General features: G+C 68.1%; 22 protein-coding genes. 1 reads left to right on the top strand and 21 read right to left on the bottom strand.

Annotation, left to right across the window (positions count from 1 at the left end; all coding sequences use genetic code 11):
* Positions 1–7: 7 nt before the first annotated feature.
* The 18 genes from G342_RS0115940 to G342_RS0115855 all read right to left on the bottom strand — a co-directional run bounded on the left by G342_RS0115940 (position 8) and on the right by G342_RS0115855 (position 18,957).
* Positions 8–1,402 (bottom strand): sensor histidine kinase, encoded by a 1,395-nt coding sequence (locus G342_RS0115940; protein ID WP_018184162.1) that lies wholly within the window; start codon positions 1,400–1,402, stop codon positions 8–10.
* A complete protein-coding gene (locus G342_RS0115935; protein WP_018184161.1) occupies positions 1,386–2,066 on the bottom strand; it encodes a response regulator transcription factor in 681 nt (226 codons plus the stop codon). The genes G342_RS0115940 and G342_RS0115935 overlap by 17 nt, the downstream gene beginning before the upstream one ends.
* 143 nt (positions 2,067–2,209) lie before the next feature.
* Positions 2,210–3,736, bottom strand: a complete 1,527-nt coding sequence (locus G342_RS0115930) for a Do family serine endopeptidase (RefSeq protein WP_018184160.1) — start codon at positions 3,734–3,736, stop codon at positions 2,210–2,212.
* Positions 3,737–3,865: 129 nt separating this feature from the next.
* On the bottom strand, positions 3,866–4,321 hold the full coding sequence (locus tag G342_RS0115925) for a cytochrome c-type biogenesis protein (protein ID WP_018184159.1): 456 nt from the start codon (positions 4,319–4,321) through the stop codon (positions 3,866–3,868).
* Positions 4,322–4,325: 4 nt separating this feature from the next.
* The gene (locus G342_RS0115920; protein ID WP_018184158.1) at positions 4,326–6,305 is read right to left on the bottom strand and encodes a heme lyase CcmF/NrfE family subunit; all 1,980 of its coding nucleotides are present in this window, start codon (positions 6,303–6,305) and stop codon (positions 4,326–4,328) included.
* The gene (gene ccmE, locus G342_RS0115915; protein ID WP_018184157.1) at positions 6,302–6,769 is read right to left on the bottom strand and encodes a cytochrome c maturation protein CcmE; all 468 of its coding nucleotides are present in this window, start codon (positions 6,767–6,769) and stop codon (positions 6,302–6,304) included. The genes G342_RS0115920 and ccmE overlap by 4 nt, the downstream gene beginning before the upstream one ends.
* A 9-nt stretch (positions 6,770–6,778) precedes the next feature.
* Positions 6,779–7,918: a c-type cytochrome biogenesis protein CcmI gene (gene ccmI, locus G342_RS0115910; protein ID WP_018184156.1), complete on the bottom strand. Its 1,140-nt coding sequence runs from the start codon at positions 7,916–7,918 to the stop codon at positions 6,779–6,781.
* 128 nt (positions 7,919–8,046) lie between these two features.
* Entirely contained in the window at positions 8,047–8,514 is a 468-nt protein-coding gene (locus G342_RS0115905) for a glycine zipper 2TM domain-containing protein (protein WP_026304503.1), read from the bottom strand.
* 102 nt (positions 8,515–8,616) lie between these two features.
* Positions 8,617–9,978, bottom strand: a complete 1,362-nt coding sequence (locus G342_RS0115900) for an ATP-binding protein (RefSeq protein WP_018184154.1) — start codon at positions 9,976–9,978, stop codon at positions 8,617–8,619.
* Complete coding sequence (locus G342_RS0115895; protein WP_018184153.1) at positions 9,978–10,664, bottom strand: response regulator transcription factor; 687 nt, start codon at positions 10,662–10,664, stop codon at positions 9,978–9,980. Before G342_RS0115895 ends, G342_RS0115900 begins: the two co-directional genes overlap by 1 nt.
* 4 nt (positions 10,665–10,668) lie before the next feature.
* Positions 10,669–10,986, bottom strand: coding sequence for a PepSY domain-containing protein (locus G342_RS0115890; protein WP_018184152.1), 318 nt, complete (start codon positions 10,984–10,986; stop codon positions 10,669–10,671).
* 63 nt (positions 10,987–11,049) lie between these two features.
* Positions 11,050–11,424: a hypothetical protein gene (locus G342_RS0115885; protein ID WP_040879029.1), complete on the bottom strand. Its 375-nt coding sequence runs from the start codon at positions 11,422–11,424 to the stop codon at positions 11,050–11,052.
* Positions 11,425–11,426: 2 nt separating this feature from the next.
* Positions 11,427–12,287, bottom strand: a complete 861-nt coding sequence (locus tag G342_RS0115880) for a glycoside hydrolase family protein (protein ID WP_018184150.1) — start codon at positions 12,285–12,287, stop codon at positions 11,427–11,429.
* 184 nt (positions 12,288–12,471) lie between these two features.
* Positions 12,472–13,830 carry a hypothetical protein gene (locus G342_RS0115875; protein ID WP_018184149.1) on the bottom strand — a complete coding sequence of 453 codons (1,359 nt, stop codon included), beginning with the start codon at positions 13,828–13,830 and terminating at the stop codon, positions 12,472–12,474.
* Positions 13,830–14,087, bottom strand: coding sequence for a spike base protein, RCAP_Rcc01079 family (locus G342_RS0115870; RefSeq protein ID WP_018184148.1), 258 nt, complete (start codon positions 14,085–14,087; stop codon positions 13,830–13,832). The genes G342_RS0115875 and G342_RS0115870 overlap by 1 nt, the downstream gene beginning before the upstream one ends.
* Positions 14,088–14,313: 226 nt before the next feature.
* Entirely contained in the window at positions 14,314–14,652 is a 339-nt protein-coding gene (locus G342_RS0115865; RefSeq protein ID WP_018184147.1) for a DUF2793 domain-containing protein, read from the bottom strand.
* Complete coding sequence (locus G342_RS0115860; protein WP_018184146.1) at positions 14,645–18,514, bottom strand: baseplate multidomain protein megatron; 3,870 nt, start codon at positions 18,512–18,514, stop codon at positions 14,645–14,647. Before G342_RS0115860 ends, G342_RS0115865 begins: the two co-directional genes overlap by 8 nt.
* Entirely contained in the window at positions 18,514–18,957 is a 444-nt protein-coding gene (locus G342_RS0115855; RefSeq protein WP_018184145.1) for a DUF6950 family protein, read from the bottom strand. The genes G342_RS0115860 and G342_RS0115855 overlap by 1 nt, the downstream gene beginning before the upstream one ends.
* Positions 18,958–19,065: 108 nt before the next feature.
* Here G342_RS0115855 and G342_RS0115850 point away from each other — a divergent pair, with 108 nt between their 5' ends.
* A complete protein-coding gene (locus G342_RS0115850) occupies positions 19,066–19,377 on the top strand; it encodes a hypothetical protein (RefSeq protein WP_018184144.1) in 312 nt (103 codons plus the stop codon).
* A 196-nt stretch (positions 19,378–19,573) separates the two neighbouring features.
* Here G342_RS0115850 and G342_RS0115845 read toward each other — a convergent pair whose 3' ends face one another.
* The 3 genes from G342_RS0115845 to G342_RS0115835 are packed head-to-tail and all read right to left on the bottom strand — an operon-like array spanning position 19,574 to position 21,653.
* The gene (locus tag G342_RS0115845) at positions 19,574–20,461 is read right to left on the bottom strand and encodes a DUF2163 domain-containing protein (protein ID WP_018184143.1); all 888 of its coding nucleotides are present in this window, start codon (positions 20,459–20,461) and stop codon (positions 19,574–19,576) included.
* Complete coding sequence (locus G342_RS0115840; protein WP_018184142.1) at positions 20,458–21,099, bottom strand: phage distal tail protein, Rcc01695 family; 642 nt, start codon at positions 21,097–21,099, stop codon at positions 20,458–20,460. Before G342_RS0115840 ends, G342_RS0115845 begins: the two co-directional genes overlap by 4 nt.
* Positions 21,099–21,653, bottom strand: a complete 555-nt coding sequence (locus G342_RS0115835) for a phage tail tape measure protein (RefSeq protein WP_018184141.1) — start codon at positions 21,651–21,653, stop codon at positions 21,099–21,101. Before G342_RS0115835 ends, G342_RS0115840 begins: the two co-directional genes overlap by 1 nt.
* Positions 21,654–21,683 lie beyond the last annotated feature (30 nt).

Raw genomic sequence — 21,683 nt, 5'->3', positions numbered from 1 at the left:
TTCCGCGTCAGGTCTGGACGGGGAAGCGCAGTGTCACGACAAGCCCCGGTCCGGCATCGCTCATGGCGACCGTACCATGGTGAAGCCTCGCAACCGCGTCGACAAGGCTGAGGCCGAGGCCGCTGCCCGGCTGTGAACGACTCTTTTCCAGCCGGACGAAGCGCTGCAGGACGCGCGTTCGCTCCTGGGCGGGGATGCCGGGACCATTGTCGGCGACCGATACGACGATCTCCTCGCCAACGCGGCGCGCCTCGACAGCGACGGTCGGGGCGGCCGGCGGGTGATCGCCGCTCTTCACATATTTGATCGCGTTGTCGAGCAGGTTGGCGAGCGCCTGGCTGATCAGTTCGCGGCTGCCTTCCATCGGCAGGGCCGCGTCCTGGGTCAGGGTCAGCGCGACACCGGCCTCCTCGGCGACCGGCTCGTAGAACTCGACCACCTCGGCCGTGATGTCGGAAATGTCGATCGGCCCGATGGCGCCGTCCGGCGAGCCGGCCTCGACGCGGGCGATCATCAGTAGCGCATTGAAGGTACGGATGAGCTGGTCGGATTCCTCGATCGTCGCCTCAAGCGCGGCGCGGTAGGTCTCGGTACGCTCCGGCCCCGCCAGCGTGGTCTCGACCCGCGTCCGAAGCCGCGTCAGCGGTGTCTTCAGATCATGGGCGATGTTGTCGGAGACGTCCTTGAGGCCGTGCATCAGATGCTCGATGCGATCGAGCATGGTGTTCAGGTTTTCCGCCAGCCGGTCGAATTCGTCGCCGGCCGGCGTCACCTCGAGCCGACCCGACAGATCGCCGGCCATGATCCGCCGGCTCGTCGCCGTGACGGAATCAATCCGCTTCAGGACGCGGCGGCTGACGAAGAACCACGAGATCAGGGCCAAGAGGATCAGCAGTCCGACGGCGCCGATCGTCGCCCTGCCGACGACATCGCGGATGCGCTCGATCTCGCTGATGTCGCGACCGACCAGCATGCGGAAATTGTTCGGCAGCGGCAGCACCTGCACCATGGCGATGTGGTGCGCCGCCTCGCCTTCGAGCCGTTTGTAGGGAACCGTGACCGGATCGAGGCCGCTCATCTTCAGAAGCGCCGGCGGCACCTCGGTGACGTTGCCGGCGACGACGCGGCCCTTGGAATCGGTGACGACATAGAGGCTGGCGCCGGGAATGCGGCTGCGCTGCTCGATGGCGGCGACGATGCCGGTCAGGCCGCTGCGTAGCCCCTCATCGGCCAGAACGCCGATCTCCGCCTCGATCGTGTCGCGCACCTGCTGCGTCAGGAAGCTGTCGGTCTCGCGCGTGATCCAGCCGACGAAAACGACGGCGAACATCGTGAAGACGAAAAAATAGACGGCCGACAGCTTGAAGGCGGTGGTGCGGACGACTTTACCGAACGCCGTCACGGACCATGTATCCCGCGCCGCGAACCGTATGCAGGAGCGGTTCGGCAAATCCCTTGTCGATCTTCGAGCGCAGCCGCGAGATGTGGACGTCGATGACGTTGGTCTGCGGGTCGAAGTGATAGTCCCAGACATTCTCGAGCAGCATGGTGCGGGTCACGACCTGGCCGGCATGCTTCATGAGATATTCGAGCAGGCGGAACTCGCGCGGCTGCAGGGGAATGTTGACGTCGCCGCGGCGAACCAGATGGCTCAGGCGATCGAGCTCCAGATCGCCGACCTTGAGCACGGTCTCTGCCTCGCCGGGCTTGCGGCGGCGGGCGAGCACTTCGATGCGGGCGAGCAGTTCGGAGAAGGCGTAGGGCTTGGCGAGATAGTCGTCGCCGCCGGCACGCAGTCCGGTGACGCGATCATCGACCTGGCCGAGCGCCGAGAGAATGAGGACGGGCGTATCGTTGCCCTTGCGCCGGGTTTCCTCGACCAGGGTCAGGCCGTCCTTCTTGGGCAGCATGCGGTCGACGACGATGACGTCGTATTTGTTGGAATCGACCAGAAAGCCGCCCTCCTCGCCGTCGGCGGCATGGTCAGGCACATGGCCGGCCTCGCGCAATGCCTTGATGAGGTAGCTGGCCGTCTCACGATCATCTTCTACGAGCAGGATTCGCATGGCGGCACGTTAGACGCTTTTGGGAATGGGTGCAGGAGCCTATCGCTACGAAAAGAGGCAGGCGGGATCGATGATCCCGCCTGCCAGGCCGAAACGAGGGTACTGGGGGCTCGCTCAGAACCCTCGCCGGCCATTGGCCGTTTTTAGGCCTTGCCGAACGGCAGGGCCACGAAGCGGGTCTGCTCCCCAGACTTGACCCGCATCAGCACGGCCTTCATGCCCTGCTTCTTGGCATCGACGACTTCACGCTCGACATCGCCGGGACGCGTAACCTCACTGCCGCCGACGGCGAGAATGATGTCGCCAGCCTGGATGCCCTGCTCCGCGGCCGAACCGCTCGCCTCGACGTCGGAGACGACCACGCCCTTGCCGTCCGGCGAAGCCGTCAGCGAGAGACCGAGATCCGCGACGGAAGCCGTCTTGGACTCGCCAGACTGGAGGCTCGCCAGCTTCTCCGAACCCGGCAGCTTGCCGAGCTTGACGTTGACGTCCTCGGCCTTGCCGCCGCGCCAGATGCCGAGCTTGACCGTCGTGTCCGGCGAGTAGCCGGCGATGATCTGGGCCAGGTTGCGGGCGTCCTCGACGGGCTTGCCGTCGACGGTCAGGATGGCGTCACCGGACTTGATGCCGGCCGTCTCGGCCGGGCTCTCGTCCTGCGGCTCGCTGACCAGCGCGCCCTTGGCTTCCTTCAGGTTCAGACTGTCGGCAATGTCCTTGGTGATCGGCTGGATCTGGACGCCGAGCCAGCCGCGGACGACCTCGCCGTGATCCTTAAGGTCCTTGATGACGCGTTCGGCGGTCGCCGCCGGAATATCGAAGGCGATGCCGACGCTGCCGCCCGACGGCGAGTAGATGGCGGTGTTGATGCCGATCACTTCACCCGAGAGGTTGAAGGTCGGGCCACCGGAATTGCCCTTGTTGACCGAGGCGTCGATCTGGATGAAGTCGTCATACGGGCCGGCGCCGATCTCGCGGCCGAGTGCCGAGACGATACCCGCCGTCACCGTGCCGCCGAGGCCGAACGGATTGCCGACCGCCACGACCCAGTCGCCAACGCGGGCCTGGCCCTTGGCGAACTCGACATAGGTGAACTTCTCCTTGTCGTCGACCTTCAGCAGTGCCAGGTCCGTCTTCTCGTCGGCGCCGATCAGGCGGGCGCTGTATTCCTTGCCGTCGGCATTGCTGACGGTGAATTCGGTGGCGCCATCAATGACGTGGTTGTTGGTGACGACATAGCCGTCCTCGGAGATGAAGAAGCCCGAGCCGAGCGCGACAGCCTGACGGGCCTTCGGACGCTGCATGCGGTTCTGGCCCTGCTGGCCCTGCTGGTCCTGGAACTGGCGGAAGAAGCGCTCCATCGGCGAGCCGGGCGGGAACTGGTCGGCATTCGGGAAGCCGAAGCTGTCGGGACCGCCTGAGACGGTCTCGGGAGCCGTCGACTTGACGCGGACGCTGACGACGGCCGGCTTCACATTGTCGACCAGGTCGGCAAAGCTCGGCAGGGTCTGCGGCTGGACGCGAACGGCCTCGGCATAGGCCGGGGTGTGGGAGCTGACCACGGCCTGACCCGCGAGCCCGCCAACGATGACGGCGGCAAGCGCCGTCCCGAGCAGGGCGCGGCTGCGGAACCGGGTCTGGGTGGACTTCGGAGCGGGATTCTGTTCGGTCATGATTGTCTCCGTCGATAAACTGTAAGGCGAACAGCGCGGGAGGCCGCTGCTCAATACCGACGAAGATGGAGCAGGCAACCTTACAGCCGCCTGACGCCATCATGAAAGTTTCGTAATGTCTGGAAGAACTTAGTCGTCGCGCGCCAGAAGCGCCTCGACACGCGCCTCTTCATCCCGCGTCAGGCCGGTCGCCGGCGCCGAACGACGGCGGCGGAACAGGCCGAAAGCGAGGCCGCCGCCCAGGATCAGCAGCGCCGGCGGTGCGCCCCACAGAAGCGCCGTATGCCAGGTGAAGCGCGGCTTCAGCAGCACATACTCGCCATAGCGATCGACGAGGAAGGCCTTGACCTGCTCGTCGGTATCGCCAGCCTCGAGCCGCTCGCGCACCAGGATGCGCAGATCGCGCGCGATCGTGGCGTCCGAATCGTCGATCGACTGGCTCTGGCAGACCAGGCAGCGCAGCTCGATCGACAGCGCGCGGGCGCGCGCCTCCAGGGCGGGGTCCTTGAGGATTTCGTCCGGCTGCACGGCAAAAGCCGGCAAGGCGGAGACGATCAGCGCGCAGGCGAGCAGAAGGCGGCGCATCGCCCTACTCCGCCGGTACGGCGACGGAGCGCCGGGACGGCTTCGGCGCGCCGACGCGCAGCCGTCGATCGGATAGCGACAGCACGCCGCCGGCCGTCATGACCAGCGTCCCGAGCCAGATCAGCGTGACGAGCGTCTTCCAGTAGACCCGGACCACCGTCGCGCCATCGGCGGAGACGTCGCCGAGCGAGACATAGAGCTGCGAGAAGCCGAAGGTCTTGATCGCGGCTTCGGTCGTCGGCGTGTTCGGCACTGTGTAGAGCCGCTTCTCCGGCTCCATGGTGGCAACGACATTGCCGCCCTCGCGCACGGTGAAGCGGACGCCGGTGCCGGTATAGTTCGAGGCGCTCAGCGGCACGAAGCCGTCCATCGTCAGCGTGCGGTCGCCGATCGACATCACCTCGCCCGGCTTCAGCGTGACGATGGTCTCGCTGTTCCAGGCGGTCGCGGCGACCACGCCGAGCACGGTGACGCCGAGGCCGAAATGCGCCACGGCGGTGCCCCAGGCCGAACGCGGCAGGCCGGCGCCACGCCGCCAGCTCTCGCCGAGGCTGGCGCGCCCGAGCTTGATGCGGAAGGCGATCTCCGACAGCGAGCCGACCATCAGCCAGATTGCCAGCGCGACGCCGAACAAGGCGAGCGCCGCCGGCGTTCCCATCAAGGCGAGGCCTATGATGACGGCCGCCATCGCGGCGCCGAAGGCAAACAGCAGGCGTTGCCCGGCGGCGACGATGTCGCCCCGCTTCCAGGCGAGGAACGGCCCGAACGGCACGGCAATGATCAGCGGCACCATCATCGGGCCGAAGGTCATGTCGAAGAACGGCGCGCCGACCGAGATCTTCTCGCCGGTCAGCGCTTCGAGCGCCAGCGGATAGAGCGTGCCGACGAGGACGGTCGCGCAGGCGGCCGTCAGCAGCAGATTGTTGAGGACCAGCGCGCCCTCTCGACTGATCGGCGCGAACAGTCCGCCCTGGCTGAGCGTGCCGGCGCGGGTTGCGAACAGCGCGAACGCCCCGCCGACGAAGACGCACAGGATGATGAGGATGAAGATGCCCCGCGTCGGATCGGTCGCGAAGGCGTGCACCGAGGTCAGGACGCCGGAGCGCACGAGGAAGGTACCGAGCAGCGACAGCGAGAAGGTCAGGATGGCAAGCAGGATCGTCCAGATCTTCAGCGCCTCGCGCTTCTCCATGACGATCGCCGAATGCAGCAGCGCGGTGGCGGCGAGCCACGGCATGAAGCTCGAATTCTCGACCGGGTCCCAGAACCACCAGCCGCCCCAGCCGAGCTCGTAATAGGCCCAGTACGAGCCCATCGAGATGCCGAGCGTCAGGAAGCACCAGGCCGTCAGCGTCCACGGCCGCACCCAGCGCGCCCAGGCCGCGTCGATGCGACCGTCGATCAGGGCGGCGATGGCGAAGGCGAAGGAGATCGAGCAGCCGACATAGCCGAGATAGAGTAGCGGCGGATGGATGGCGAGGCCGATATCCTGCAGCAGCGGATTGAGATCGCGCCCCTCGAACGGCGCCGGATCGAGCCGCAGGAACGGATTGGACGAAACCAGGATGAATAGCAGGAAGGCAACGCCGATCCAGGCCTGGACCGAGAGCACCAGCGCCTTCAGCTTCAGCGGCAGGTTCTCGCTGAACAGCGCCACCAGAGCGCCAAAAAGCGCCAGGATCAGCACCCAGAGCAGCATCGAGCCTTCATGGTTTCCCCAGACGCCGGTCACCTTGTAGAGCAGCGGTTTCAGGGAATGCGAGTTCTCGGCGACGTTCTGGACCGAGAAATCGGAGGCGACATAGGCGTAGGTCAGCGCGGCGAAGCTCAGCGCCAGGAACACGAATTGCGCGACGGCCGTGGTGGACGCCACCGACATCAGCCGTTCGTCGCCGCGCAGCGCGCCGAAGAATGGAACCGTGCCGCCCACCAGCGCCAAGACCAGGGCCAGAACGAGGGCGTAGTGGCCAAGCTCGACGATCATTGCGTCACCGCCTGCGAGGCCTGACCGGCGTCTTCCGGCCGCCATTCACCGCTCTGCTTCAGGGCCTCGACGACTTCCTTCGGCATATAGGTCTCGTCGTGCTTGGCCAGCACCGTATCGGCTTCGAACAGGCCGCTCGCATCGACCTTGCCTTCGGCGACGACGCCCTGCCCCTCGCGGAACAGATCCGGCAGGATGCCGACGAAGCGGGCCGGCACGGTTGCCTTGCCATCGGTGACGGCGAAGCGGACGACGCCGTCCGCCTCCTTGACGATCGACCCCTGCTCGACGAGGCCGCCAAGGCGAACGCGCTGCTCCGGCGCTGGCGGCTTGGCCAGCACGTCGGAAGGCGAGGTGAAGAAGGTGATCCCGTCCGAGAGCGCGAAGAGCACTAGCCCGACGGCGCTGGCCAGCACGACACCGGCAAGGCTGATGAGGGTCAGGCGGCGCTGCTTACGCGTCATGTCGAACGATCAATCCTTGCCAATACCGATGTCTTTCGCGGCCTTCTCGACCACGGCGAGGCGCTCGGGCTGCTCGACGAGCTTAGCCCGGGCGCGCTCGAGCGCCGCTTCTGCATCGGCGGGCCGGCCGAGAACCGTATAGGCGCGCAACAGGCGCTCCCAACCCTCGACGTCGGTCGGCTCTGTCTCGAGCCTCGCCGCCAGGCCGGCCACCATGCCTTCGATCATTTCCTGACGCTCGGCCGGGGTCTGGCCGACAGCGGCGGCGACATCCGCAGCCGTCGGACCTGGGGCGACGGTCGCCGGCGTTTCGGGAACGGTCGCCGTCGGCTTGAGCTGTGCCAGTTCGGCCTCCGCGGCCGACAGCCATTGCGCATCCGCCGGAGCCGAGGCGATCAGGGCGGTCCAGGCGGCAATGGCCTCGTCCTTGCGACCGGACTGGCCGAGCGAGAGGGCCAGATAGAAGCGGGCGCGAGCTTCCTGCGGATCGAATTTCAGAGCTTTCTCGAAGGCAGAGCGCGCGTCCTCGGTCACAACATTGCCGCTCGCCCGGGTGAGAGCCTCGCCATAGAGCGATTCCCGCTCGGCGGTGGAGCCGAGCAGCCGCTTGGTATTGCCCATTGCCCGGACGGCATCGTCGAAGCGTCCAAGCCGCATGTAGATCGGCGAGAGGATCTCCCAGCCGCGCCCGTCTTCCGGGTTGGCGGCGAGATGCGCCTCGACCCTGGCGATGAGTTCATCGATATCGCCCATGGCCGTCGGCTCGGTCTGGCGGGCCGCGGTGGCCGCGCGATCGGCGAATTGAGGCGATCCGACATAGAGATAGGCGGCGATGGCGATCAGCGGGATGGCGATGACGGCTGCGAGTCGCTCAAGGCGATAGGCCGGCTGCGGCCGGGCCCTCGTGTCGCCGTCGGGAGCTTCGCTGTTGAGCAACCGTCGGGAGATCTCGATGCGTGCGGCCTCGGCCTCGCCCTCGCCGATCAGACCGCGCTCCTTGTCGCGCGCCAGCTCGGACAACTGATCCCGATAGATCGACCGGGCGGCGCCGGCATGAGCGGGCTGGACACGGGCCGGCCTGCCCAGCGGAATGAGCACGGTCAGCGAGGCGGCGGCCGTCAGCACGGCCATGGCGATCCAAAGAAGCATGGTCTGTTCCTGGACCCGTTCTAGCCTTTCGCCCGCGACGGCGCACGTCGCATTCTGTCGCGGGCGGCAGGTTCCACCCGCAACCCATGGCCGCAGGGTCAGCCAAAGGCTGACGAGGGCCTTCCGGCTCAGTTAATCGGACGCCAGGTGCCGTCTTCCTGGCGGCAGGCCGTGCCGCGCGCCACCTCGGGCTCGCCATTGATCCAGATGCGGTGCGTATAGTCGCGGCAATCATAGGCGTTGACGCGATAACGCGGTCCGGGAGTGACCTCGCCGCGATAGCCGGCACGATCGCCGCGCCAGTCGATCGGCGAGCCGGGGCGGCCATATTCGAGAGCCTGGAACTCGGCCTCCCGCGCGCGCTGCTGCTCCCGGTCGTCGAGGCTGCGGCCGACGGACTGGCCGACGAGACCGCCGATCAAGGCGCCCGCCGCTGTCGCGGCGACACGGCCGGAACCACTGCCGAACTGATTGCCGATGACGCCGCCGACCAGAGCGCCGCCGACGGTGCCGAGGCCTTCATTCGGGCCGGCGCTGGCACAGCCAGCCAACGTCGCTGCGACCACACCCACGACACACCAGGAACCCAACCGCATGACATCCCACCTCTTTTTGCCCGCGCGCCAAACCGGATTCGCGCGCTGCCCGGCAGAACCGCATTCCGATAACAGCATGGCGGAATTGCGAACCGATGCCAATCAAGCTGCCGGCAAGCGCACTTCGGCGCGAAGTCCGCCGAGCGGCGACCGATCCAGCTCGAAGGCGCCGTCGTAAAGCGCGACGAGATCCGTCACGATAGAGAGGCCGAGGCCGGAGCCGGGCTTGCTCTCGTCCAGGCGCTTGCCGCGCCGCGTCGCCTCAAGCCTTTCGGCCTCCGTCAGGCCGGGCCCGTCATCGTCGACGCGGATGATCAGCGATCCGTCCATGTCCTCGGCCGCGGGAATCACGCTGACCTCGATTGCCACCCTGGCAGCGGCCCATTTGCAGGCATTGTCGACGAGGTTGCCGACCATCTCCTCGAGGTCCTGCTGCTCGCCGCGAAAGCGCGCCTCCGGCGTGGCATGCAGGCTGACCTCGAGCCCGCGATCCTCATGGATCCGCCGCATGGCCCGGACCAGGCGCAGCAGGACCGGCTCGACCTCCGTCACCGCGCCAATCACCTGCGAACGGGCTGCGATGCGGGCGCGGTCCAGGTGATGATTGATCTGCATGCGCATCAGCTCGGCCTGCTCGCCGACCTTCGCCGCCAGCTTGCCGTCGTCGGAACGCGCCTCGTTGGTGATGACGCTGAGCGGCGTCTTCAGCGCATGCGCCAGATTGCCGACATGGGTGCGGGCGCGCTCGATGATCTGCTGGTTCGAGTGCATCAACGCGTTGAGTTCCTTGGCGAGCGGCTCGATTTCGGCCGGGAACGGTCCCTCGAAACTCTGCTCCTTGCCACTTCGGAGCGCGGCAAGCGCGCGCCGGACCTGGTCGAGCGGGCGCAATCCCCACCGGATCTGGAACGCCGTCGAGGCGACGAGGCCGATGCCGAACACGGCCAGCGTCAGGGCAACGCTGGTGCGAAAATCGGCGATATCCTCCTGCAGTTCGGAGGCATTGCCAGCGACCAGAACGTCGTAGCGGTGATCGACATCGAAAGTGATCGTGCGTTGCAGGACGCGGAGCTGCTGCTTGTCCGGCCCGACCATCGTCGCCTGCTCGACGCCGTCGATCGAGCTGCGCGAGGTCGCGTTGGCCAGATCGAGCGTATCGGTGGAAAGCGAGCGCGAGGCGAGCAGGACGGGTCCGTTCACCTGCCGGATCTGCCAGTACCAGCCGGAATAGATCAGCTCGAAACGTTGTTCGCCGAGATTGCCGGGATCGCCCAGCTGGCCTGGCGACTGGGTGGCAAGATTGCCGACCAGCGTCTTCAGATAGACCGACAGCCGTTCGTCGAAGGCACGCTCCACCGTATCGCGATAGAGCGACGTCAGGATCAGCCCGGCGACGACGAGCGCGATGGCGCTCCAGATCGACGCGCCGGCGATCAGCCGAAACGCGAGCGAGTTGACGCGCATCAGTCGGCGCCGCTGGGCGTGGCCGTCCCCGGCGTCACGATACGGTAGCCGAGGCCGCGCACCGTCTCGATGAGATCGGCGGAGACCTTCTTGCGCAGGCGTCCAACGAACACCTCGATCGTATTGGAATCACGATCGAAATCCTGGTCGTAGAGATGCTCGATCAGCTCGGTGCGCGACACGACGCGGTTGCGATGGTGCATCAGATATTCGAGCACCTTGTATTCGTGCGCCGTCAGCTTGACCGGATTGCCGTCGACCGTGACGCGGCCGGATTTGGTGTCGATGCGGACAGGGCCGCATTCGATCTCGTTGGTCGCATGGCCGGCGGCACGACGCACCAGCGCACGGATGCGGGCCAGCACTTCCTCGATGTGGAAGGGCTTGGCGACGTAGTCGTCGGCGCCAGCATCGATGCCCTGCACCTTGTCGCTCCAGCGGTCGCGGGCGGTGAGGATAAGAACCGGCATGTTGCGGCCGGCGCGGCGCCAAGCCTCGAGCACGCTGATGCCGTCCATGCGCGGCAGGCCGATATCGAGCACGACCGCGTCATAGGGCTCGGTATCACCGAGAAAATGGCCGTCCTCGCCATCCCGTGCGGAATCGACGACATAGCCTGCCGTTTTCAGCGCGTCGGAGAGCTGGCGGTTGAGATCGGGATCATCCTCGACGACGAGAATCCGCATGGTTCTAGCGTCCCACGATAGAGCCGTCGCGCGCATCGAGGCGCACGCGCTTCACCTGGCCGCCATCGCCCAGCACATTGACGATATAGACGAGGCGATTGCCGGCCTTGCAGAGCTGTGCCGAAACCACCTCGCCGCCGTCGCCGGCCAGCGAGCCGCGAATCGCGCTGAGCGAAATCGCGTCGCCGCGCTGGACGGCCTGGCGGGCTTCTCCCTGCGACAGGCAGGACTCGCCATAGGCCGCTTTCGGCCCGGAAGCATCGGAACCGAACCAGACAAACAGGGCAGCCAGCAGGATGATGGTGATGAGGTGCTTCGACATGCCCCCCTCGTAGCCGGCCTCATATGAACATGATCTGAATGCCGACAACTTTTGCGCGAAGGCTCACCTGAGGCGAAGTGGCGTCCGGGCACGCCAACGACCGTAGAGCGCCAGTCCCGCCCCCGTCAATGAGCCAACCGCAACCGCGATCTCGACCAGCGACGCCTGGTCCCCCGGCGACGGAGCATGGCCGAGACCGAGGCCGAGAACCGGCGCCGTCGCCCCGATGATCGCGCCCCAGGTGACGCGCGACTGGTACCAGGGCTCGGCATTCGCGGCGTGGCGCACGGCGGGGTCTGCGGCGATCTCCTCGACGATCGCGCGCGTGATCGTCGGCGCCATCTCCGCCGTCAGCGGATTGTCGGGCCGGCCGACCATCCGTGCGACGGCGCCACCGACGGCGCCGAGCAGAATGTCGAAGGGATTGAGGGTCGGCATGATCAATGTCTCCTCTTCAGCGTGAGAATGGCGCGGATCTCGTCGCGGTAGCGCCAGGCGAGAACCCCCAGCGCGACGAAAAGGAGCCCGGCGACGAACAGGACCGCCGGCGCGGTGTGACCGGCCGTTGCGACGCCACCGGTCACCAGCGTACCGCTCGCCGCCGTGGCAGCGAGCCCGTCACGGGCGGCGAGCGACCGGGTGATCTGCGCCTGCGTCGCCGGGCCGACCCTGCCGTCCACGGTGAGCTGTGGATGCGCCGACTGGAACGCGCGCACGGCCGCCTCTGTCGCGGCGCCGAAGCTTCCGTCAACCTCGGTCGCGAGCACGCCCAGCCGGATCAGCTCGCCCTGCAAGGCGCCGACACGTTCGCCGCTGTCGCCACGGCTAAGCGTTGCGAAGGAAGCGACGCCGGTGTCGCGGCGGCCGTCGAGGATCAGATCCGCCTCGCGGGCGCGTCGCCGGCTGAGCCCTTCCACCACGCGGCCGCCGGCCTTGTTCCAGGTGGCGAGCCCCGCGCGCAGGGCGGCCCTGTCGGAGTTGTGCCAGGCGCGCACCCAGGAGGCGCGAGCGATGGCACCGGTGTTGAAATGAAACGAGACGCCGCCGTCGAATTCATGCCCCAGCGCGCCCGGCATGGCGGCCGCGACCGCCGGCTCATAGCGCGACGTCAGGGCTTCGGCGAGCAAGGCGCGGCTCTGCGCCCGGGTGATTGTCATGCCGGCCTTCGGCACGATCACACCGGAGGCCGCCGTCAATCCGACGCCGATCGTCCAGACCCCGGCGACATCGCGATAGGCGCGCAGCACCTCGCCCTCCTCGGCGACGAGCTGTTCGAGCCCCGCAGGACTGGTTCGGGTCATGCGAGGACCTCCGTTCGGCATCTTCGAAAAAAAATCGTCAGGGGATGCGAATTGCAGGGAACCGGCGGCACACGGCGGTGTTGTCTTGGCGAGATGCCCAGCGTCTCAATCCCCGGTCCCCAAACCGGAAAGCCCGCCGCTCCCCCCCCCAGCGGCGGGCTCCTTTGTTTCCGGAGCTCTTGTCTCAATAGGCTGTGATGCTGGCGCCGCCGGGCGCGAGTTCGGCTTGCCCTGTCCCCTTGGCATGCTGGCGCAGGCGGATCGCCGCCGTATCGGCCGCGGCGAACGCATAGGTCGAGACGGCCGAACGCGCCCGTTCCAGCCAGAGCTGGGCGGTTCCCGTCGCCTGGAAATCGATCGACGGGACCGTGCCGCCACGCGCCGCATCACCAAGGCTCGCCTGCGCGACGGTGCCGAGGCACCAGAGCCTGGCGGCTCCGGCGACACGAAGATTGGCGCCGCAATTGTCATGAAAGTCGCCACCGACCACGATGCCGGACAGGCTGTCATGGCAGGCGAACCCGTTATTCGAGACATGCGCATGACGACCGTTGCCATAGCCCTGGCAATCGATCGCCAGCGGTCGCAGCGAGGGCGTTCCGCCGAGCGACCAGCGGATGTCGAACCCGTCGCTGGCATTCGCCGCGGCGACGCATCCCACCAGCGCCGCGATGCCGCCGCTGTCCTCGATGCGAAAGCCGTCGCCGGCATGGCTAGGCCCGCCGGCGTAGCGGGCCGAGCAGTCGACCAGGATCACATTGCGGGCCGCCGTGCCGTGCACGAACACTCCGCCATTGGCGCCGCCCTGGAAATCGAATCCTTCAAGAAAGACGGACCTTCCTGTCGCATCCAGTGCGAAAGCGTCGACGACGATCAGAACCCGCGTGTTGGCACTACTGGGCACCGCGCCATCGGCGCGTCGCACATAGAGCGTACCGCTCTCCTGCGCCCAGGAGCCCGGTGTCGCATTGCAGGTGGCGGCATCCGCGACGCGGATGAGTTCGAGCGGATCGCCAAAGGCGTTCTGCGCGACGAGATCAAGCACGACCGTGACGGTAGACCGGGCCACCGCGTAGCAATTGCCATAGGTGGCGTGCGGCGTCGCCGGCCAGGCGAGATCATGGCCGGCCCAGCAGGTGACGCGGCCGCCGACGGCGCGATAGGCCACCGGCTGGGTCGGAACCACCATCGGACCGTTGTTGGTGAAGTTGTTGGCGCGCGGATAGACGCCTGCCTTGACCCGAACGTTGAAGGGCACGCCGCCGGTGTTGCCGAGCTGGGTGGCGACGAAGATCGACTTCAGCGCCGTGCCCCAGCTGGTGCCGGCATTGGTATCGTTCCCCGTCGCGATGTCGACATGATAGGTCGGGCCGGCGAGCGCGGCGCTTGCATAGGCTTCGGGCCCGAAATCGGCCAGGAAGCGGTCGCCACGCTGGCGGAGCGCCAGCGGATAGTCGACGAGCGGAAAGCCGAGGCCGGCGGGGGGAACACGCTGCCGGACCGGGCTGCCGGGCCACGCCAGGCCGAGATCGGGCAACCGCATCAGATCCACCCGACCAGCGTGGCCGTCGTGCCCGTCAACAGCACGCGGACGGCGCGGATCGGCAGAATGTCGCCGGCATAGCGGGCATAGGTCAGATCCGTACCCGCCTCGTCGCGGATGACCGCGGCGCCGTCCGTCTGGAAGACCAGCGCGCGCGGACGAATGGCGAGATCGACCGTGTCGGACGGTGTGACCGCGAAATGGCGTGTCGCCGGGCCGGAAAGGCCCGACGCCACCCCGGCAAAGGGGTCGCTCATGATGGTTCTCCAAGGTTTTGGGTTTGGTTATTCAGGGCACGCGGGACACCTCACGCTCTCCGTCCTCCTCGCGGAGGCGAGGATCCATTCAGCGGGGTTCGTGGAGGTCAGGTGCCAGATACCTCCGAAGCTCCCGAGGCTTCGGTTACATGGATCCTCGCCTCCGCGAGGATGACGGTGGACCCTGGGGCGACGGTGGAGGGCCGGCTGCGAAGGCGGAAAGGCCTCACACACCCGTCCAGCCGGCCGCCTTCAGGACCAGCACGGTCTCCGTCGCCTTGTCATAGGCGAGCCAGCCGACCTCCGGCGTCGCGAACCACCAGCTGCCGTCCGCGAACACGGCAAGCGCCCCGGCCTGCCCGGCCCAGGCGCCGGTCGGGCTGGCGCCGAGCAGATAGCGGGCGCCTTCCGCCGGCGCGCCCGGCGGCGTGGTCGCCGACGCCGCCTCGACGGCCAACTGCACCAGCCCGTCGAGCCGGCGCAGCGCCTCGTTGTAAGTGACGTGCTTCTGCGCCTGCGACGGCGCCAGATAGGGAAGCGCGAGATGGACGGTCTGGTCAGCCATGGACGACGATCTCCGTTGCAATTCCCGGCCCCGCCGTCGCGCTCAGCTGGCGGACGCGGGCGGTGAAATCGACGCCCGGCGCGCTTAGCAAGCCGGCGAGCGTGGCGGCGGAAAGGCTCAGCTGCGGCACGGCCGTATCGAAGCTGCCCCGAAGCGTCGCGCCCTCCCGGATCTCGACGCGATAGGCCTCGACGGCCTCGCCGAGCGGCACTTCCGGCTGATCCCAACCATCGCCGTCGACGCGGGTCTGGCGGATCCAGGCAAGATGCACATTGCCGGCCGAGTCGCGATCGCCGCGCAGATGAACCGGCGCGAACGGTAGCCACCAGCGGCCCTGGACCGCGAAGTCGAGGGTGGTGAACCGCTCGGGGTCATAGGTGATCGCCAGCGGCCCGGCGCGGAGCGTTCGCACCAGCCCGATCTCGGACGGGTCGAGATCGAGCAGCGGCGTCGCGCTGTTGATCCGGATGAAGCGGGCACCAGACGCATGTCCGAGCGCCGCGAGATCCGAGGTTCCGCCCTGCCCGCGCAACAAGCCGGACACGCGCCAGAGCCCGTCGCCGACGAGCTCGGCCGAGCGGAACTGGATGACCTCGAAGCCAGTCGCCTCGTGGCCGACCGCCGCAATGTTGCGGCCATTCAGCACCGCCTCATCCGGTAGCGAAGCGAGCGCGCCAACCGGCAATGCCACCTCCATCATCGTCGTGCGGTCCCACCGTCCCACCGGACCGCGCGGCACGGTCGCCGCGATCGTCCCCATTACGGCGCGTTGCGGCACGATCTGGCGCAGCGGGAAACCGACGGCCGGCGAGCCGATCGAGATGCCGAACGGTCCCGGCCAGGGATCGGCGAACAGCGCGATGCGTGCGGCGATTGGCTCGTTTCCGGTCAAGGAAGGCAGGTCGAGCACGACGACGTCCGGCGGGCCGGGATCGACAGACCATTCCGGCGGCGCGCCCGAGCCGTTGCCGGCCGCTGCCGGCGATCCAAAGGGATCGACCGTCCGCCCCTCGATCCGCCGCGCCAGGCCGTCCTCGACCTTGGTGACGCGAAAGCTCACGCGCCCCTCGGGCCGGAGCAGGCTGACGACATCGGCCGGCTCGATGCCGAGGCGGCGATCCGTTAGCGCCAGCGACACCGTCTCGCGGCCGTCCCAGATTTCCTGCAGGCGCTGATCGGCGAGCGCCACTGCCAGGCCGTCATCGGTGACGATGCCGGTCGAGAGCGCGGCTTGCCTCTCACCCGCCGCCTCCAGCCGGCGCGAAGCGACGACGCGGTCGCGGTAATCGCTAGCGCCATCGATGAAGCCGAAGGCGAGCTCGGCCGGAAGCTCCGTCTCCTGCGCCCGGCGGATGGCAATGAGCGGCTGCTCGCCCTCCTCGACCAGATCGGCGGGATGAAGCGTCAGGCGCGGCAGGCCGCGACGGACGAAGCGCACGACCGCTCCGGATTCGGCCGCCTCGAAGCCGAGCGCCTCGGAAAGCCCCTGCAACGCCTGCCGCGCCGAGCCGATGCGGGCGATGACGAACCCGTCTACCGCGCCTTCGAGATCGCCGATGCGGAAATCGAGGAAGCGATAGTCGCGCAGGATGCGCTCGACCAGGCGGATGGTGGAGAGGTTGCCGAGCCGGCCGTTCAGCCAATGGCCGGTCTCCCAATTGCCGCCATCGGACCAGATTTCGGTGAGCCGTGGGAAGGCCGGATAAGGCCGCGCGTCCCAGGACCAGACATAGGTGCGGCGGGGATCGACCATCCGCCCGCCATAGACGGGGGAGAGCGGGTTCGCGCTCGCCAAGAAATCCGGCGCGGCCGGATCCCAGTAACCGAGCACGGCGGTTAGGAAGCGCTCCTGCATCAGAGCGTCGCGGCCGCCATTGGAAAAATGCGGCAGGCGCGAGCCGCCGACCTTCGGATCCGGAAAGACGTTCGGCTCGTTGGCGCCCTTGTCGATCGCCGGGCAGCCGATCTCGGTGAACCAGATCGGCTTCGACTGCGGCACCCAACTGGTCGGCGTCCCGCCCTCGACGCCGCCCGGCCGGTCGAAATGCGGGTTCGACCACCAGCCGACGAGGTCCTTGTAGCGGAACACCCAGGGCTTGCCCGCCCCGCCATCGGTGATCGGCGAGCGGATCTGCGCCCGCCGGTCGGCGTCGCTCGCATAGTACCAGTCGAAGCCCTCGCCGCCGGCGATGTTGGCGCGGAGATAGTCGACGTCGCGGCCGCTCTCGGCCGTCTGGGCGTCGAGATGGTCGTAGCCGTCGCGCCAGTCCGACAGCGGCACGTAGCTGTCGATGCCGATCGCGTCGATCGCGGCATCCGCCCAGAGCGGATCGAGATGGAAGTGAGCGTCGCCCGAGCCGTCGCCCGGCTGATGGCCGAAATATTCGCTCCAGTCGGCCGCATAGGTGATCTTCGCCGAGGGCAGGATGGCGCGGACATCGGCCGCGAGCGCCTTGAGCGCCGCGACGAAGGGATAGGTCGACGGGCCGGAACGCAGGGTCGTCAGGCCGCGCAGCTCCGAGCCGATGAGAAAGGCGTCGACGCCGCCGGCCGCCTTGCAGAGATGGGCGGCGTGCAGGACCATGCGCCGGTAGGTCCATTCGGCCGGGCCGGAGTAATGCACCGCCCCGCCCGAGACGGAAAAATCCGTCCGCGCCGTCGTGCCGACGAATTGGGCGATCTCGCTGGCTGCCGCCGCCGTCTTGTCCGGTGTGCCGGGCCGCCCCGGCGCGATCGCGCCGGTGATCTCGCCACGCCAGGGATAGGCCGGCTGGTTGGCGTCCCAATAGGGATGCGGCAGCGCGTTACCGGCGGGAATGTCCATCATCAGGAACGGATAGAAGGTAACGGCGAGCCCACGCGCCTTCAGGTCGCGGATGGCGCGGATGACGCTGTCGTCGGAGGGTGTGCCGCCGAAGGCCGGCCGGTCGTCGATCCGGCTCACGGCGCGTGCCGCGCTGCGGTTCAAGCCGGCGACACGCCAGCTCGTCGGGCTGGTGACGGTCGAAAAGTCCTCGACGCGTGGCGCGACGGTGCAATGGCCGGCGCGGAGATCGTCGCCGAACCACGACACGGCGAGCGCCGCCCGCTCGAGATTCGGGCAGAGCGCCTGCAGATCGTCGATCGAGGCTTCCCAGTCGGTGCGCGCGCCATCGACATGACGGTTGACGGTGACGCGGCGGCCCGGCCCCTTGGAAGTGTAGACCGGCAGCGGGTCATAGGCGAACTCCGACGCGCCGGGGATGATGACGACGGCGCGGATCTCGTCCTCGACGCCGCCCACGGGGCGAAACACCTCGAAGGCTAGCTGCGGCAGGCGGTTGCCGTAGTCGCCGACCGGCAGGCGCTCGAACACCACCGTCGCGGTGCCGCGATAGGCGGGCGTGCCGGTTGCGCCCTGCTTCGCCTCGATCAGGCTGTCGGCGCCCTGGTCCTCACGGCCGAGATGGATCCTGTGATGCACGTCGGCGAGGTTGATCAGATTGCCGTCGGCCCAGACGCGACCGATGCGGGCGATCGGCCCCTCGCAGATCCCGACGGCGAAATTGGCGAAATAGGAATAGGTGGTAACGGTCGGGCCGCCCTTGCCGCCCTCCTCCTCCTTCACCTCCTGGAAATGCGTCGCCCAGATGACCTGGCCGGCGAGGCGGGAGCGACCATAGACGCGCGGGATCGGCGTGCCCTCCTCCGAACGCTGGACGGAGAGATCGCCGAGGCGCGGCCCCTCGATATCCCGGCCGAATAGGGTTTGGTCGACGGCATAGCCGGCCATGGCGCCGACCGCGCCGCCGACGATCGCACCAATCGGACCGAACAGGCCGCCAATGGCGGCGCCGGCCGCCTGCAGGACGAGGGTCGCCATCAGTCGGTCACTCCGGGAAAGCGGAAGGCAAAGGCGGCGCGCCGCCGCCACCAGGGCGAGAAGGCGGCGGTTGCGACGGAAGCCCCGTCATGGGCATGCAGGAAGCGATCCGGCGCGACGAGGATCGCCGCGTGCTTGGCGGGTAGGCCAACGCGCCAGCGGAAGAGCAACAGGTCGCCTGTCGTAGCGGCGTCGACCGGGATGGCAGGCATGTGGCGGGCGGCGGCCTCGGCCAGCGTCTCGACGCCGCGCGCCTCGGCCCAGTCGGCCGTATAGGCCGGCATTTCTTCGGGCTCTTCGCCATAGACCGCGCGCCAGACGCCGCGCACCAGCCCGAGACAATCGGCTCCGACGCCCTGGAGCGAGGCCTGATGCCGATAGGGCGTGCCGAGCCAGGCCACCGCCACCTCGACGATCGCCTCACGGGAAAGCGGTTCTGCCATTTCGATCCATGTCCGAATCTGCGACGGTCCGCCGGCTGCGCAGGCAGCGACGGTCGTGGCGTTGAACGAGGGGACGCGACGGCCCCGGACGGCTCTCAGGAACTAGAAATGCCCCAGCACACCGAGAACATGGCTTCGCTGCGCGAGCTCCTGAGCGGGCTGACCCGCGAGACCGCGTGGCCAGCCAAGAACGAGATCAGCCGGGAGATCGACGTCGCGCTATCTCATGTGACGTGGACGCCCGCCGTCGGCGCGGCGGCGACGGATACGGCGGCGCGCTGCTTCGAGGCGCTGCAGATCATCAGCCGCGCGTCCTCGGACGACGCCAAGCGGGCCGCCGCCCTCCGCGACAGCCTCGCCGCGATCGACGAACTGGAACGCGAGCTCGACGCCGCCGAGTCGGCTGCGTCATCCTCCTGAAGCCTTGCCTTGAGGGAGGGTCAAAACCGCAAAGCGGTTTTGGGGAGGGGTTCTTCGTCCGATCTGCCGCAAACTCCGCGGATTACCCCCTCCCGAAAACGCGAAGGGCGTTTTCGACCTCCCCTCAAGGGGGAGGTTCAAGGAAGAAGGCCGGGCCTCCACCTCCCTGCCATACGACAGGCCATTCGCCACGAAACTAAGTCAGCCGCCCGCCATTGTTGCGGCCGCTGTTGCGCGCGTAGCCGAGGGCGAAATCATTGCCCGGCATGTGCGGAAAGCCACGAAAATTCAGCGCGTTGGCGAATTTCTCTCGACAAGTGCCGAAGCGCTTGTCGCAGCCGGCGGTGATGATGAAGCCGTCGCCCGGCCCGATCGGCGCCGTCATCGCGCTCCAGAGTTCAATCTGTCGCCCGTCCGCCCCCGAGCGGTCCGCCTTGACCACCGCCCGGCGGCCGGCATTGGCGCCATTCGCCCACTGCAGAACGCCACGCTCGAACCAACCGGCGGCGAAGCCGTCGAGGCCAGCGATGCTGAAGCGTCGCCCGTCTGAAGCGGCGACAACCGTGCCACCGCCGCGGTAGGCCGGGTCGTCGAGATCAACCTTGCAGCGGATATCGCCGAGGTCGGCGTCGCAGACGGCGCGGAACACCCGGCCCTGCGGCTCGTCGAGCGCGGCCGCGATGCCCCGGATCTCGACCCGGAACGCGCCATCCTCCCGCAGCACCTCGCCGATATGGCCGACGCGCAGCAGCAGCCGTTCTTCGGGCACGGCCCAGTTGACCAGGAAGGTCTCGATCCGGGCGTGATCGAAGGCGCCGGCCGCGAGCTCCGCCTCCGACAGCCGGTCGGAGGTGAGCGCGCCGGCGACCTCCATGCCGCCCGTCACCATACCGGTCTCGGCGCTCGCCTCGCTCGCCGCAAGCCCCGTCGCCGCCTCGAAGGTGACGCCGTCGAAGACGAGGTCGCGGTCGTGGTCGGTGAACCCCAGCACGACGCCATCCTTCCGCGTCAGTCGCCAGGCATGGCATGTCGTCGAGGCGTCGCCGGAGAGATGCGCCGCGAGCGCCGGCGGGATCGCCTTCATGGCCGGATCTCCACGATCGGGATCGACGGGATCTCGCCCGCCTCGAAGGCGGCGAGGTTGATCACCAGTTGGTCGGTATCGAAGCGCACCGGCACGTCGAAGCGGAAGCCGGCGGTGACGACGGCGCTTTCCGCCGGCGCCTCGGCGAGCGTCACGAGCCCGGTCGAAGGGTCGACGGCGAAATCCCCAGTCGCCAGCCCGACCCCGTCGACCGCGACCAGAACCGTGCCGTCGACCGGCTTGGCGATCGGCCTTTCATAGGGCGCATGCAGGCCGCCATAGGTCTTCTTCAATGCAAACACCGTTGTCGCGCCGTCGCCGATGCCGAGGCGCTGGTCGGTCGCGCCCGGCTCGGTGCCCGGCGGGGCGGAGGCGTCGTCGGCGCGGTCGCGCCAGCGGAAGCCGAACAGCTTGCCGCGCCGCTCCTCGAAGAACGCGATCACCTCGTGCAGGTCGGCGAGCGAGCGGACGCCATAGCCGGCGTCGTAGCGGCGGCGCGATTCCGCCCAGCGGGCATTGCGCCGCTCGCCGCCCGAGCCGAGCGTCACCACCTCGGTGCGCCGCTCCGGCCCGCCGGAGGAACCGAAGGCGATGTTGGTGGGGAAGCGGACCTCGTGAAAAGCGGGGATCAGCGGCATCAAAGCCCCCTTCTGCCGCGCCCGACGGCGCGGGCGAGCGTCGCGGCAACATGCGCCTCGGATTTGCGGAACGAGGCGGCATCCGGCGTCTGGATGGCGATGTTGACGGTAACCGGCGCGCCGCCAGCGCCCGAAACGCCGAGCCTGCCGTCGGGTCCGCGCGCAAGCGGCATGACGGCTTCCGCTCCCGCCTCGCCCATCAAGCCGAGCCCGCCGGACAAGGGAAAATAGGTCGGGCTGGCGACGACGCCGCCCTTGGCGAACGGCTTGACGCCGCCCAGCCCGCCGAGCGAACCGACGAGCCCCGACAGCAGGCCGCCGATCCCGCTTTCGATCGGCTTCAGCGCCGCGTTCAGCGCCATGGTCGAGAAGCGCAGCGCCAGGCCCTTCAGGATGTCGTCGAATTCCTTGCCGCCGACGACGGCGTCGCGAAACGCCCGGCTGATCGTGCCGGAAAGGCCGTCCGCCTGCTTGGCCAGGCCATCCAGCGAGGCGGTGAAGGCGGAGGTGTCGGCGGTGATGCGGACGGACAGTTCGTCGATCGGTGCGGTCATGCAAATGGCTCCTTATTCCCTGGGCCCACC

Origin of the sequence: Kaistia granuli DSM 23481, from assembly GCF_000380505.1 — a bacterium.
Taxonomy (GTDB): domain Bacteria; phylum Pseudomonadota; class Alphaproteobacteria; order Rhizobiales; family Kaistiaceae; genus Kaistia; species Kaistia granuli.
The sequence above is the reverse complement of the archived record's forward strand: the minus strand, read 5'-3'. Positions and strand labels throughout refer to the sequence as shown.

What these genes read in the sequence shown, in the direction of transcription:
- G342_RS0115905 (WP_026304503.1), bottom strand. Translation starts at nt 8,514, where the DNA reads ATGCGGTTGGGTTCCTGGTGTGTCGTGGGTGTGGTCGCAGCGACGTTG.
- ccmE (WP_018184157.1), bottom strand. Translation starts at nt 6,769, where the DNA reads ATGACGCGTAAGCAGCGCCGCCTGACCCTCATCAGCCTTGCCGGTGTC.
- ccmI (WP_018184156.1), bottom strand. Translation starts at nt 7,918, where the DNA reads ATGCTTCTTTGGATCGCCATGGCCGTGCTGACGGCCGCCGCCTCGCTG.
- G342_RS0115935 (WP_018184161.1), bottom strand. Translation starts at nt 2,066, where the DNA reads ATGCGAATCCTGCTCGTAGAAGATGATCGTGAGACGGCCAGCTACCTC.
- G342_RS0115835 (WP_018184141.1), bottom strand. Translation starts at nt 21,653, where the DNA reads ATGACCGCACCGATCGACGAACTGTCCGTCCGCATCACCGCCGACACC.
- G342_RS0115860 (WP_018184146.1), bottom strand. Translation starts at nt 18,514, where the DNA reads ATGGCGACCCTCGTCCTGCAGGCGGCCGGCGCCGCCATTGGCGGCCTG.
- G342_RS0115845 (WP_018184143.1), bottom strand. Translation starts at nt 20,461, where the DNA reads ATGAAGGCGATCCCGCCGGCGCTCGCGGCGCATCTCTCCGGCGACGCC.
- G342_RS0115895 (WP_018184153.1), bottom strand. Translation starts at nt 10,664, where the DNA reads ATGCGGATTCTCGTCGTCGAGGATGATCCCGATCTCAACCGCCAGCTC.
- G342_RS0115850 (WP_018184144.1), top strand. Translation starts at nt 19,066, where the DNA reads ATGCCCCAGCACACCGAGAACATGGCTTCGCTGCGCGAGCTCCTGAGC.
- G342_RS0115890 (WP_018184152.1), bottom strand. Translation starts at nt 10,986, where the DNA reads ATGTCGAAGCACCTCATCACCATCATCCTGCTGGCTGCCCTGTTTGTC.
- G342_RS0115875 (WP_018184149.1), bottom strand. Translation starts at nt 13,830, where the DNA reads ATGCGGTTGCCCGATCTCGGCCTGGCGTGGCCCGGCAGCCCGGTCCGG.
- G342_RS0115885 (WP_040879029.1), bottom strand. Translation starts at nt 11,424, where the DNA reads ATGCCGACCCTCAATCCCTTCGACATTCTGCTCGGCGCCGTCGGTGGC.
- G342_RS0115900 (WP_018184154.1), bottom strand. Translation starts at nt 9,978, where the DNA reads ATGCGCGTCAACTCGCTCGCGTTTCGGCTGATCGCCGGCGCGTCGATC.
- G342_RS0115865 (WP_018184147.1), bottom strand. Translation starts at nt 14,652, where the DNA reads ATGGCTGACCAGACCGTCCATCTCGCGCTTCCCTATCTGGCGCCGTCG.
- G342_RS0115880 (WP_018184150.1), bottom strand. Translation starts at nt 12,287, where the DNA reads ATGACCCGAACCAGTCCTGCGGGGCTCGAACAGCTCGTCGCCGAGGAG.
- G342_RS0115840 (WP_018184142.1), bottom strand. Translation starts at nt 21,099, where the DNA reads ATGCCGCTGATCCCCGCTTTTCACGAGGTCCGCTTCCCCACCAACATC.
- G342_RS0115930 (WP_018184160.1), bottom strand. Translation starts at nt 3,736, where the DNA reads ATGACCGAACAGAATCCCGCTCCGAAGTCCACCCAGACCCGGTTCCGC.
- G342_RS0115925 (WP_018184159.1), bottom strand. Translation starts at nt 4,321, where the DNA reads ATGCGCCGCCTTCTGCTCGCCTGCGCGCTGATCGTCTCCGCCTTGCCG.
- G342_RS0115855 (WP_018184145.1), bottom strand. Translation starts at nt 18,957, where the DNA reads ATGGCAGAACCGCTTTCCCGTGAGGCGATCGTCGAGGTGGCGGTGGCC.
- G342_RS0115870 (WP_018184148.1), bottom strand. Translation starts at nt 14,087, where the DNA reads ATGAGCGACCCCTTTGCCGGGGTGGCGTCGGGCCTTTCCGGCCCGGCG.
- G342_RS0115920 (WP_018184158.1), bottom strand. Translation starts at nt 6,305, where the DNA reads ATGATCGTCGAGCTTGGCCACTACGCCCTCGTTCTGGCCCTGGTCTTG.